General features: G+C 71.8%; 11 protein-coding genes. 3 read left to right on the top strand and 8 right to left on the bottom strand.

Annotated elements, in window-relative coordinates:
* Positions 1 to 151 precede the first annotated feature (151 nt).
* The 4 genes from ACIPW5_RS30575 to hrcA form a co-directional block, all read right to left on the bottom strand.
* On the bottom strand, positions 152 to 898 hold the full coding sequence (locus ACIPW5_RS30575) for a 16S rRNA (uracil(1498)-N(3))-methyltransferase (protein ID WP_401251763.1): 747 nt from the start codon (positions 896 to 898) through the stop codon (positions 152 to 154).
* The gene (locus tag ACIPW5_RS30580; protein ID WP_401251766.1) at positions 895 to 1986 is read right to left on the bottom strand and encodes a nitronate monooxygenase; all 1092 of its coding nucleotides are present in this window, start codon (positions 1984 to 1986) and stop codon (positions 895 to 897) included. Before ACIPW5_RS30580 ends, ACIPW5_RS30575 begins: the two co-directional genes overlap by 4 nt.
* Before the next feature lie 166 nt (positions 1987 to 2152).
* On the bottom strand, positions 2153 to 3292 hold the full coding sequence (gene dnaJ, locus ACIPW5_RS30585) for a molecular chaperone DnaJ (protein ID WP_401251769.1): 1140 nt from the start codon (positions 3290 to 3292) through the stop codon (positions 2153 to 2155).
* Positions 3293 to 4309, bottom strand: coding sequence for a heat-inducible transcriptional repressor HrcA (gene hrcA / locus ACIPW5_RS30590; protein ID WP_362474602.1), 1017 nt, complete (start codon positions 4307 to 4309; stop codon positions 3293 to 3295).
* A gap of 159 nt (positions 4310 to 4468) precedes the next feature.
* On the opposite strand from hrcA, the gene ACIPW5_RS30595 reads away from it, so the two are divergent.
* A complete protein-coding gene (locus ACIPW5_RS30595; RefSeq protein WP_401251772.1) occupies positions 4469 to 5200 on the top strand; it encodes an MBL fold metallo-hydrolase in 732 nt (243 codons plus the stop codon).
* A 28-nt stretch (positions 5201 to 5228) separates the two neighbouring features.
* The gene (locus ACIPW5_RS30600) at positions 5229 to 6029 is read left to right on the top strand and encodes a DUF3097 domain-containing protein (protein WP_401251775.1); all 801 of its coding nucleotides are present in this window, start codon (positions 5229 to 5231) and stop codon (positions 6027 to 6029) included.
* Between the two features lie 6 nt (positions 6030 to 6035).
* Here ACIPW5_RS30600 and ACIPW5_RS30605 read toward each other — a convergent pair whose 3' ends face one another.
* The 4 genes from ACIPW5_RS30605 to lepA all read right to left on the bottom strand — a co-directional run bounded on the left by ACIPW5_RS30605 (position 6036) and on the right by lepA (position 11898).
* The gene (locus ACIPW5_RS30605; protein ID WP_401251778.1) at positions 6036 to 6590 is read right to left on the bottom strand and encodes a Uma2 family endonuclease; all 555 of its coding nucleotides are present in this window, start codon (positions 6588 to 6590) and stop codon (positions 6036 to 6038) included.
* A 67-nt stretch (positions 6591 to 6657) separates the two neighbouring features.
* Positions 6658 to 7890, bottom strand: coding sequence for a radical SAM family heme chaperone HemW (gene hemW, locus ACIPW5_RS30610; RefSeq protein WP_401251781.1), 1233 nt, complete (start codon positions 7888 to 7890; stop codon positions 6658 to 6660).
* Between the two features lie 57 nt (positions 7891 to 7947).
* Positions 7948 to 9840: an AMP-dependent synthetase/ligase gene (locus tag ACIPW5_RS30615; protein WP_401251784.1), complete on the bottom strand. Its 1893-nt coding sequence runs from the start codon at positions 9838 to 9840 to the stop codon at positions 7948 to 7950.
* A gap of 192 nt (positions 9841 to 10032) precedes the next feature.
* Positions 10033 to 11898: a translation elongation factor 4 gene (lepA, locus tag ACIPW5_RS30620; protein WP_401251787.1), complete on the bottom strand. Its 1866-nt coding sequence runs from the start codon at positions 11896 to 11898 to the stop codon at positions 10033 to 10035.
* Positions 11899 to 12108: 210 nt separating this feature from the next.
* On the opposite strand from lepA, the gene rpsT reads away from it, so the two are divergent.
* Positions 12109 to 12369 (top strand): 30S ribosomal protein S20, encoded by a 261-nt coding sequence (rpsT, locus tag ACIPW5_RS30625; protein WP_030030523.1) that lies wholly within the window; start codon positions 12109 to 12111, stop codon positions 12367 to 12369.
* The last annotated feature ends 9 nt before the right edge of the window (positions 12370 to 12378 follow it).

Raw genomic sequence — 12378 nt, forward strand, 5'->3', positions numbered from 1 at the left:
CGGGGCTGAAATCAGCCCCGCCGGCGTTTGAGGCGCGGGGGTCTGGGGGCGGAGCCCCCAGGGAACGGGCGAAGGGCGGGGCGGGGAGCAGCCCGCGCAGCGGCACGGCGGCCGCACCCGGCGCCCCCGACCCGCCCGGCCAGGGCAACGGCTACGACCAGCGCCCCGTCCGCGCCAGCAGGACCGCCGCGGCCGCCGTCCCGGCGGTGGAGGTGCGCAGCACGGACCGCCCCAGCCGGTACGGCCGCGCCCCGGCCTCGGCGAAGGCCGCCAGTTCCTCCGGCGAGACCCCGCCCTCGGGGCCGACCACGAGCACCACGGACCCCTTCTCCGGCAGCACGGCCGTCGCCAGCGCCTCCGAAGGGGTGTCGCGGTCCTCGTGCAGCACCACCGCCAGGTCGGCCTGCGCCAGCAGCGCTGCCACCTGCTTCGTGGACATCGCCCCGGCCACCTCCGGGAACCGGACCCGGCGTGACTGCTTGCCCGACTCCCTGGCCGTGGAACGCCACTTGGCCAGGGACTTCTCCCCCCGGTCGCCGCGCCACTGCGTGATGCACCGCGAGGCCTGCCACGGCACGATGGCGTCGACGCCGGTCTCCGTCATCGTCTCGACCGCCACCTCGCCCCGGTCGCCCTTCGGCAGCGCCTGCACCACCGTGATCCGCACGTCGGGCTCCGGCTCCTCCAGCACGCTCTCCAGGTCCATGACCACCAGGCGGTCCTTGCCCTCGGCCGCCTTGACGACGCCCTCGGCCCAGCGGCCCCGCCCGTCCGTGAGGACCACGTCCTCACCCGGGCCCAGCCGCTTCACGGACACCGCGTGCCGTCCCTCGGGGCCCTCCAGCACGAACTCCGGCCCCGCCGGAACCTCTTCGACCACGAACACGGGGGCCGTCATGACGTTCTCCTCGTCTGCAATGCGTTCAACGCGTTCTGCGCCTCGGCCAGTTCGGCCGCGAGCACCTCCACCAGCTCACCGGCCGGCAGCGCCCGCGCCAGCCGGTGCCCCTGGCCCGCCCACAGGGACATGCCCTGCGGGTCCCCGGCCGCCGCGGCCGCCCTGCGCAGCCCCGCGGTCAGGTGGTGGACCTGCGGGTAGGCGGCCGGGGCGTACGGCCCGTGCTCCCGCATGAAGCGGTTGACCAGGCCCCGGGCGGGCCGTCCGGTGAAGGCCCGGGTCAGTTCCGTGTGCGGGAACATCGGGTCGGTCAGGGCCTTCTTGTGCAGCGGGTGCGCGCCCGACTCCGGGCAGGCCAGGAAGGCGGTGCCGAGCTGGGCCGCGTCCGCTCCGGCCGCGAGCACCGCCGCGATCTGCGCCCCGCGCATCAGCCCGCCGGCGGCGGTGACGGGCAGGGCCACGGCCTCCCGTACCTGCGCGACCAGCGCGAGCAGGCCGACGCCGGCCGTGCCGTCGGTCTCCGGGTCGTCGCGGTGGGTGCCCTGGTGGCCGCCCGCCTCGATGCCCTGGACGCAGACGGAGCCGGCCCCGGCCGCCTGCGCGGAGCGGGCCTCGTCGACGGAGGTGACGGTGACGACGGTGTGCGTGCCGGCCCTGCGCAGCCGCTCCAGCACGGCGGGCGCGGGGGTGCCGAAGGTGAAGGAGACCACCGGGACGGGGTCCTCCAGCAGGATGGCGAGCTTGGCCTCGTAACCGTCGTCGGAGGTGCCGATGATGTCCTCGGGGGCGAGCGAGACCTCGTACCAGCCGGCCTCGCCGGCCAGCTGCCCGCGGTAGGTCTCCACCGCGGCCGGGTCCACGTACCCGGTCTGCGGCATGAGGAGGTTCACGCCGAAGGGGCGCCGGGTGAGGCCCCGCGTCCGCTTGATCTCCTGGTACATGCCGTCGGCGGTCTTGTAGCCGCCGGCGAGGTAGCCGAGCCCGCCCGCCTCGCACACCGCGGCGACGAGCGGCGGGCAGGAGGCGCCGCCCGCCATGGGAGCCTGCACGATCGGGTACGGCGGGAGGCCGTTCGGTGCGGAGGACATGGACTGCATCGTGCCACGTCCCGGCCACCGCGCCGAACCGTCGCATTCGCCTGGCATAGTCCGCTTCCGCAACGTGTCCGGGAACCGCCGCGGCCAGGCCCCGGACAGCACGGAGCCCGGTCCGGGGCGTCCCCGGACCGGGCTCGTACGAGTTCCCCGGGCCGACTCAGCGGCCGTTGAACGCGTCCTTCAGACGGCTGAACAGACCCTGCTGGCCGGGGGCGAACTGGCCCATCGGCCGCTCTTCGCCGCGCAGCTTGGCGAGCTGGCGCAGCAGCTCCTCCTGCTGGGCGTCCAGCTTGCCGGGGGTGGTGACCTCGACGTGGACGATCAGGTCGCCGCGGCCGCCGCCGCGCAGGTGGGTGACGCCCCGCCCGTGCAGCGGGATGGCCTGCCCGGACTGGGTGCCGGGCCGGATGTCGATCTCCTCCATGCCGTCCAGCGTCTCCAGCGGGCACTTGGTGCCCAGGGCCGCGGCCGTCATGGGGATGGTGACCGTGCAGTGCAGGTCGTCCCCGCGCCTCTGGAAGGTCGGGTGCGGCAGCTCGTGGATCTCCACGTAGAGGTCGCCGGCGGGGCCGCCGCCGGGGCCGACCTCGCCCTCGCCCGCGAGCTGGATCCGGGTGCCGTTCTCGACACCGGCGGGGATCTTGACGGTGAGGCTGCGGCGGGAGCGGACCCGGCCGTCGCCCGCGCACTCGGGGCACGGGGTCGGGACCACGGTGCCGAAGCCCTGGCACTGCGGGCAGGGGCGCGAGGTCATGACCTGGCCCAGGAAGGACCGGGTGACCTGGGAGACCTCGCCGCGGCCGCGGCACATGTCACAGGTCTGCGCCGAGGTGCCGGGGGCGGCGCCCTCGCCGGAGCAGGTGCCGCAGACGACGGCCGTGTCGACCTGGATGTCCTTGGTCGTGCCGAAGGCGGCCTCGTCCAGTTCCAGGTCCAGGCGGATCATGGCGTCCTGGCCGCGGCGGGTCCGCGAGCGCGGGCCGCGCTGCTGGGACTGGCCGAAGAAGGCGTCCATGATGTCGGAGAAGTTGCCGAAGCCGCCGGCACCGAAGCCGCCCGCGCCGCCACCGCCGCCCGAGGAGGACAGGGGGTCGCCGCCGAGGTCGTAGACCTGCTTCTTCTGCGGGTCCGAGAGGACCTCGTAGGCCGCGTTGATCTCCTTGAAGCGCTCTTGCGTCTTCGGGTCCGGGTTGACGTCCGGGTGGAGCTCACGGGCGAGTCGGCGGAAGGCCTTCTTGATCTCGTCCTGCGATGCGTCGCGGCGCACGCCGAGTACGGCGTAGTAGTCCGTGGCCACTTACGACTCCGCCAGGATCTGTCCGACGTAACGTGCCACTGCGCGTACCGCTCCCATCGTTCCGGGGTAGTCCATGCGGGTCGGTCCGACCACGCCGAGTTTGGCGACTGCTTCGCCGCCCGAACCGTAGCCGACGGACACGACCGACGTGGAGTTGAGTCCCTCGTAGGCGTTCTCGTGACCGATGCGTACGGCCATCCCCGACTCGCCGGCCTCGCCCAGCAGCTTCAGGAGCACCACGTGCTCCTCCAGCGCTTCGAGCACGGGCCGGATGGTCAGGGGAAAATCATGTCCGAAACGGGTGAGGTTGGCGGTGCCGCCGATCATCAGCCGCTCCTCCGCCTCCTCGGCCAGCGTTTCGAGGAGGGTCGCGAGGACGGCCTTGACGGTCGCCCGGTCGTCGATCTCGAACGACTCCGGAAGGTCCTGCACCAGCTGCGGCACGTCGGTGAAGCGACGGCCGACGACCCTGCTGTTCAGGCGCGCCCGCAGATCGGCGAGGGAGTTCTCGCCGAAGGGGGTCTGGGTGTCGACCAGCCGCTGTTCGACCCGCCCGGTGTCGGTGATCAGGACGAGCATCAGCCGGGCCGGGGCCAGCGACAGCAGCTCGACGTGCCGCACGGTGGAGCGGGTCAGCGACGGGTACTGGACGACGGCGACCTGCCGGGTGAGCTGCGCGAGCAGCCGTACCGTGCGGCCGACCACGTCGTCGAGGTCGACGGCCCCGTCGAGGAAGTTCTGGATGGCCCGGCGCTCGGGCGTCGACAGCGGCTTGACGCCCGCCAGCTTGTCGACGAAGAGCCGGTAGCCCTTGTCCGTGGGGATCCGGCCGGCGCTGGTGTGGGGCTGGGCGATGTAGCCCTCCTCCTCCAGCACGGCCATGTCGTTGCGCACGGTGGCGGGCGAGACGCCGAGCTTGTGCCGCTCGGTGAGCGCCTTGGAGCCGACGGGCTCCTCCGTCCCGACGTAGTCCTGGACGATGGCGCGCAGCACCTCGAGTCTGCGTTCGCTGAGCATCGCGCACACCTCCGGATGCGGTCGGTCGACGGTCGGGCCTTCGGGGCCGGTCCTGGCTTGTTGGCACTCTGCGCTCGGGAGTGCCAGAGATCCCCCGGTCAGTGTACGGCCGGGTAGTACGCCGGGGGCAAGGGCGGCCCGCCAGGGTAGCGTCACCGCATGGACGTGCATTGGGAAGAGGCGGGCTGGGAACGGGTCACCGGACGGGTGGGCCGGCGACGGCTCCCGGTGTGGGACTGCACCGTGGGACTGGTGGTGGGGGACGAGTCGGTGCTGCTGATCGACCCGGGATCCTCCGTGCGCGAGGGGGCGCAGGTGCGCGCCGAGGCGGAGCGGCTGACGGGCCGCCGCGTGACCCATATCGCATTCACGCACGGACATTTCGACCACGTGCTGGGGGGTGCGGCCTTCTCGGGCGCCGAGTTCTTCGGGGCGGTCGGCCTGGAGCGGATGCTGTCGGCCCCGGCGGGCCGCGAGGACGTGCGGGTGAGCGCGGTCCGGATGGGTCTGCCGGAGGCGGAGGCCGCGGAGGCGGCGGACCTGCTCCAGGCGCCCCGGCACCTGGTGTCGGGCGAGTGGACGCTGGAGCTGGGCGGGGTGCAGGTGCTGCTGGCGAACGTGGGGCCCGCGCACTCCGAGCACGACCTGGCCATCTTCGTGCCGGGCGAGCGGGAGGCGGTGTTCTGCGGGGACCTGGTCGAGGAGTCGGGCGAGCCCCAGGCCGGCTCGGACGCGGTGCCGGGCCAGTGGCCGGCCGCCCTGGACCGGCTGCTGTCGCTGGGCGGGGACGACGCGGTGTACGTGCCGGGTCACGGAGCGCTGGTGGACGCGGAGTTCGTGCGTGCGCAACGCGACACACTGGCGGCCAGGTTCGGCGTGTCGGGGGCGTGAGGGCGCCGGCTCTCCTAGTGTCGGCCGGATGCGTGAGTACTCCCCCGACCTGACCCCGCAGTGGAAGCGCGCCAAGCCCGTGCCTGAGGTGCCGGCGGACCCGGACCTGGTGGTCGAGGTGGCGGGTACGGACTTCTGCGGCGCGGTGGTGGCCTGCGAGGCGGGCACGGTGACCCTGGAGGACCGCTTCGGCAAGCGCCGGGTGTTCCCGCTGGAGCCGCGCGGCTTCCTGCTCGACGGCGCGGTGGTCACCCTGACCCGCCCCGCGCGCGGGCCCGCCGCGCCCGCCCGTACGGCCTCGGGCTCGATCGCCGTCCCGGGGGCGCGGGCGCGGGTGGCGCGGGCGGGGCGGATCTACGTGGAGGGGCGGCACGACGCCGAGCTGGTCGAGCGGGTCTGGGGCGACGACCTGCGCATCGAGGGCGTGGTGGTGGAGTACCTGGAGGGCGTCGACGACCTGGCGACGGTGGTGGCCGAGTTCTCCCCCGGCCCGGACGCCCGTCTCGGGGTCCTGGTCGACCACCTCGTACCGGGCTCGAAGGAGTCCCGGATCGCGGCCTCGGTGACGGGGCCGGACGTGCTGGTGGTGGGCCACCCGTACGTGGACGTCTGGCAGGCGGTGAAGCCGTCGGCGCTGGGCATCCGGGCCTGGCCGGAGGTGCCGCGCGGCCAGGACTGGAAGACGGGCGTCTGCCGGGCCCTGGGCTGGCCGGAGAACACCGGCGCCGCCTGGCAGCACATCCTGTCCCGCGTGACGTCCTACCGCGATCTGGAGCCGACGCTGCTGGGGCGGGTGGAGGAGCTGATCGACTTCGTCACGGCTCCCTGACCGGGGCTACGCGAGGGTGCCGAACTCGGTGGTGTCGAGCGTGACGCCGAGGACGTCGAGCGGGACCGGCTCGCCGAACTTGCCCCTGCGCGTGACCCGGTAGTCGGCCCCTTCGCCGGCACCGAAGGGTTCGCTGAGGACCGTGCACTCGGCCTGGAAAGGGTCGACGATCAGGTACGTGGGGATCCCGCCGGCCGCATAGACGAAGCGCTTCGTCAGGTGGTCGCGCAGCTTGCTGGTCCTGGAGACGACTTCAACCACCATCGCCAAGGCGCCCGCGTCCAGCGGACGACCCGACTCCGGCGCCGCCCCGATCGGCAGTACGGCGAGGTCCGGCTGCGGTTGGGAGGATTCCGCCTGGATGTCCACATCCTGTGTCTGGAGCGAGTACCAGCGGTCCACGGGGATCTGCCGCTGCACAAACGTGACGATCAGGTTGTGGACCACGTCCTGCCCGGCCGTCATGACGATCTCTCCCCTGAGGAGCTCGGCCTTGACCCCTTCGGGAGCCTCGAAGCTCGCGAAGTACTCGGCCATCCGGCGATCGTCCACAGCGGTCACGGCAGAAGGCTACGAACAGGCTAGGCCGCACCTGCCCGTATCCGCAGCGAATCACTCGGGGGAGTGATCAGTCCACCAGGTCCCGCACCACCGCGTCCGCCAGCAGCCGTCCGCGCAGCGTCAGGACCGCCCGTCCGGCATCGTAGGGGGCCGCTTCCAGCAGGCCGTCGGCCAGGGCGCGGCGGGAGGCCGCCAGGCCTGCGGGGGCCAGCAGGGACAGCGGGACGCCGTCCACGAGGCGGAGCTCCAGCAGGATCCGCTCCACCCGCCGGTCCTCCGCCGACAGCAGCTCGCGTCCCGCGCCCGGGGAGCGGCCCTCCGCGAGGGCGGCCGCGTACGCGCCGGGGTGCTTCACGTTCCACCAGCGGACCCCGCCCACGTGCGAGTGGGCGCCGGGGCCCGCGCCCCACCAGTCGGCGCCTCGCCAGTACAGCTCGTTGTGCAGGCAGCGGCCGGCCTCGGTGGTGGCCCAGTTCGAGACCTCGTACCAGGAGTAGCCGGCCGCGGCCATGACCTCGTCGGCGATCAGGTACCGGTCGGCGTGCACGTCGTCGTCGGTCATCGGGACCTCGCCGCGGCGGATCCGGCGGGCCAGCTGGGTGCCCTCCTCGACGATCAGGGCGTAGGCGCTGACGTGGTCGGGGCCCGCGCCGAGCGCGGCCTCCAGGGAGGCCCGCCAGTCGTCGTCGGACTCGCCGGGGGTGCCGTAGATCAGGTCGAGGTTGACGTGCTCGAAGCCCGCCGCCCGCGCCTCGGCCACGCAGGCCTCGGGGCGGCCGGGGGTGTGGGTGCGGTCGAGGACCTTCAGGACGTGCTGCCGGGCGCTCTGCATGCCGAAGGAGATCCGGTTGAACCCGCCGGCCCGCAGCTCGGCCAGGTACGCGGGGTCCACGGACTCCGGGTTGGCCTCGGTGGTGACCTCGGCGTCCTCGGCCAGCCCGAACTCGTCGCGGATCGCCGCGAGCATGCGGACGAGGTCCCGGGCGGGCAGCAGCGTGGGCGTGCCGCCGCCGACGAAGACGGTCCGCACGGCGCGCGGGTCGTCGCCGAGGACCTTGCGGGCGAGGCGGACCTCGTCGATCAGGGTGTCGGCGTAGTTCTCCCGGGAGGCGAGCACGCCGCCGGTGCCGCGCAGCTCGGTGGCGGTGTACGTGTTGAAGTCGCAGTACCCGCAGCGGGTGGCGCAGTACGGGACGTGCAGGTAGAACCCGAGCGGCCGGTCCCCGGCGCCCTCCAGGGCGTGCGACGGCAGCGAGCCGTCTTCGGGCATGGGGTCACCATCGGGCAGTGCGGAAGGCATGAGCCCATTGTCCCGCACCGCCCCATGGTCGTTTACGCCCTCGGCCCGGGGCGGAGGCTACGCCTCCCTGGAGCCCTCGTACATCTCCTCGATGAGGTGCTTGAACTCGCGCTCGACCACCGGCCGCTTCAGCTTGAGGCTGGGGGTGAGGTCGCCGTGCTCGACGTCGAGGTCGCGCGGCAGGATCCGGAACTTCTTGATCGTCTGCCAGCGCTGGAGGTCCTCGTTGAGGGTCTGGACGTACGTCTCGACCAGCCGGCCGGTCTCGGCCGCGGCGAGGACCTCGCCGTACGTCTTGCCCTCCAGGCCGTTCTCGGCGGCCCAGCCCAGGATGGCGGGCTCGTCGAGGGCGATCAGGGCGGAGCAGAAGTTCCGGTCGGCGCCGTGGACGACGATGGTCGACACGTAGGGGCAGATCGCCTTGAACCGGCCCTCGATCTCCGCCGGGGCGACGTACTTGCCGCCGGAGGTCTTGATCAGGTCCTTCTTGCGGTCGGTGATGCGCAGGTAGCCGTCCGGGGAGAGCTCGCCGATGTCGCCGGTGTGCAGCCAGCCGTCGCTTTCGAGGACCTCGGCGGTCTTGTCGGGCTGGCGGTGGTAGCCCTGCATGATGCCGGGGCCGCGCAGCATGACCTCGCCGTCGTCGGCGATGCGCACCTCGGTGCCGGGGAGCGGCTTGCCGACCGTGCCGGTGCGGTAGGCCTCGCCGGGGTTGACGAAGGAGGCCGCGCTGGACTCGGTGAGGCCGTAGCCCTCCAGGATGTGGATGCCGGCGCCGGAGAAGAAGTAGCCGATGTCGGGGGCCAGGGCGGAGGCGCCGGAGACGGCGGCGCGCAGGCGGCCGCCGAAGGCCTCGCGGAGCTTGGAGTAGACGAGGGCGTCGGCGACCTTGTGCTTGGCGGAGAGGCCGAGGGGGGCGGTGGCCCGGCCGGTGCGGCGATAGTTGTCCTGGGTGACCTTGGCGTACTCGCGGGCGACGCCCACGGACCACTGGAAGATCTTGTACTTGGCCCCGCCGCCGGCCCGGGCCTTGGCGGCCACGCCGTTGTAGACCTTCTCGAAGATGCGCGGGACGGCCGCCATGTAGGTGGGCTGGACGACCGGCAGGTTCTCGATGATCTTGTCGATGCGGCCGTCGACGGCGGTGACGTGGCCGACCTCGATCTGGCCGGAGGTGAGCACCTTGCCGAAGACGTGGGCCAGCGGCAGCCACAGGTACTGGACGTCGTCCGAGTTGATCATGCCGGTGGCCACGGTGGCCTTGGCCATGTACGACCAGTTGTCGTGCGGCAGGCGGACGCCCTTGGGGCGGCCGGTGGTGCCGGAGGTGTAGATGAGGGTGGCGAGCTGGTCGGGGGTGATGGCCGCGATCCGCTCCTTGACCGCCGCGGGGTGCTTGGCGAGGTACTCCCTGCCGCGCTCCTCCAGCTCGGCGAGGGAGAGCACCCAGCCCTCCGGGTCCCCCTCGGCGGGCACGGCGTCGGCCGCCTCCAGGACCACCACGTGGGCGAGGTCGGGCAGGTCGGCGCGGCGCTCGCGGGCCTTGGCCAGCTGCTTCGCGTCCTCGGCGATCAGCACCCGGCTCTCGGAGTCCGAGAGGATGAAGGCGGACTCGTCGGCGTTGGTGCTGGGGTAGATGGTGGTCACCGCGCCGCCGGCGCACATCACGCCGAGGTCCGAGAGGATCCACTCGACCCGGGTGTTGGAGGCGAGCGCGACCCGCTGCTCGGGGCGCAGGCCGAGGGCGACGAGTCCGGCGGCGATGGCGAAGACCCGGTCGGCGGCCTGCCCCCAGCTGAGCGACTTCCAGTCGTCGGGACCGCCCTCGCGGCCGGCAGCTGCCACGGGGAAGCGGTAGGCCTCCGCGTTCGGCGTGGCGGCGACGCGGTCAAGGAAGAGGGCCGCCACGGTGGGCGGACGGTTCTCGATCAAGGTCTGTGTGTCGCTCACGGACGTCCTCCGGACCACGCGGCAGGGCCTGTTCGGGCATGACTACGGGCATGACTACGGGCTTGTAACTGGCGGGTAACCAATGCTCAGGGTAGGGGCCCTCCGGCTGGCGCGTAAGAGCCAACCGGCGGCCGATTCATAACGAAAGAGGCCCCCGAGCGTACGCTCGGGGGCCTCTTTCGCATACAGCGGCTACTTCTTCTTGCCGCTGGACTCGTCGCTGGACAGGACGGCGATGAAGGCCTCCTGGGGGACCTCCACGGAGCCGACCATCTTCATCCGCTTCTTGCCTTCCTTCTGCTTCTCCAGCAGCTTCCGCTTACGGGAGATGTCACCGCCGTAGCACTTGGCGAGGACGTCCTTGCGGATGGCGCGGATGGTCTCGCGGGCGATGACGCGGGAGCCGACGGCGGCCTGGATCGGCACCTCGAAGGCCTGCCGCGGGATGAGCTCGCGCAGCTTGGCGACCAGGCGCACGCCGTAGGCGTAGGCGGCGTCCTTGTGGCAGACGGCGGAGAAGGCGTCGACCTTGTCGCCGTGCAGCAGGATGTCGACCTTGACCAGGCTGGAGGCCTGCTCGCCGGTGGGCTCGTAGTCGAGGGAGGCGTAGCCGCGCGTCTTGGACTTCAGCTGGTCGAAGAAGTCGAACACGATCTCCGCGAGGGGGAGCGTGTAGCGGATCTCGACGCGGTCCTCGGAGAGGTAGTCCATGCCGAGCAGGGTGCCGCGGCGCTGCTGGCAGAGCTCCATGATCGCGCCGATGAACTCGGTCGGCGCGAGCACGGTGGCCCGGACGACCGGCTCGAAGACGTCCTTGATCTTGCCTTCGGGGAACTCGCTCGGGTTGGTGACGGTGACCTCCGTGCGGTCCTCCATCACCACCCGGTAGACCACGTTGGGCGCGGTGGCGATCAGGTCGAGGCCGAACTCGCGCTCCAGGCGCTCGCGGACCACGTCCAGGTGCAGCAGGCCGAGGAAGCCGACGCGGAAGCCGAAGCCGAGCGCCGCCGAGGTCTCCGGCTCGTAGACGAGCGCGGCGTCGTTGAGCTGGAGCTTGTCCAGGGCCTCGCGCAGCTCCGGGTAGTCCGAGCCGTCGAGCGGGTACAGGCCCGAGAAGACCATCGGCTTCGGGTCCTTGTAGCCGCCGAGGGACTCGGTGGCGCCGCCCGTCATCTGGGTGATGGTGTCGCCGACCTTGGACTGGCGGACGTCCTTCACGCCGGTGATCAGGTAGCCCACCTCGCCGACGGACAGGCCGTCGGCCGGCAGCATCTCGGGCGAGTTGGTGCCGATCTCCAGCAGCTCGTGCGTGGCGTTCGTCGACATCATCCGGATGCGCTCGCGCTTGTTGAGCGTGCCGTCGACCACGCGGACGTAGGTGACGACGCCCCGGTACGAGTCGTAGACCGAGTCGAAGATCATCGCGCGGGCGGGGGCGTCCTTGACGCCGACCGGGGCCGGGACGGTCTCGACGACGCGGTTGAGCAGGGCGTCGACGCCGAGGCCGGTCTTCGCCGAGACGCGCAGCACGTCGTCGGGGTCGCAGCCGACCAGGTTCGCCAGCTCCTCGGCGAACTTCTCCGGCTGGGCGGCCGGCAGGTCGATCTTGTTCAGGACCGGGACGATCGCGAGGTCGTTCTCCATCGCCAGGTACAGGTTGGCGAGGGTCTGGGCCTCGATGCCCTGGGCGGCGTCCACCAGCAGGATCGTGCCCTCGCACGCCGCGAGGGAGCGGGAGACCTCGTAGGTGAAGTCGACGTGCCCGGGGGTGTCGATCATGTTCAGGATGTGCGTGGTGCCCGTGCCCGCGCCCTCGGTGGGGCTCCAGGGCAGGCGGACCGCCTGCGACTTGATCGTGATGCCGCGCTCGCGCTCGATGTCCATGCGGTCGAGGTACTGGGCGCGCATCTGCCGCGAGTCGACGACACCGGTGAGCTGGAGCATCCGGTCGGCGAGCGTCGACTTGCCGTGGTCGATGTGCGCGATGATGCAGAAATTACGGATCAGCGCCGGGTCGGTACGGCTCGGCTCGGGCACGTGGCTGGGGATGGCGGGCACGCAGTGTCCTGATTCTCGGTCGCTGTCGGATCTGCTGTCGGATCGGTAGGCAGACTTGTACGCAGACTCCCATGGTCCCATGGACGCGGGGATGCGCTCGGTTTGGGCCGGTCGAAGCGCGCCTGGTAGTCTGGGTGGCTGTGTCTCGCATGCCCTCTCAGCAGACGTGACACGAATCCGAAAAAACTCTGAACCTGAAAAGGCTCTTTCGTGGCGAACATCAAGTCCCAGATCAAGCGGAACAAGACCAACGAGAAGGCTCGCCTTCGCAACAAGTCGGTCAAGTCCGAGCTGCGCACCTTCATCCGCAAGGCCAACGAGGCGATCCTCGCCGGCGACGCGGAGAAGGCCACCGCTGCGGCCCGCCTGGCTTCCAAGAAGCTGGACAAGGCCGTCTCGAAGGGTGTCATCCACAAGAACGCCGCCGCCAACAAGAAGTCGGCGCTGGCCTCCAAGGTTGCCGCCATCTGAGTTCCGCAC

The organism is Streptomyces sp. NPDC090077 (assembly GCF_044747545.1).
Taxonomy (GTDB): domain Bacteria; phylum Actinomycetota; class Actinomycetes; order Streptomycetales; family Streptomycetaceae; genus Streptomyces.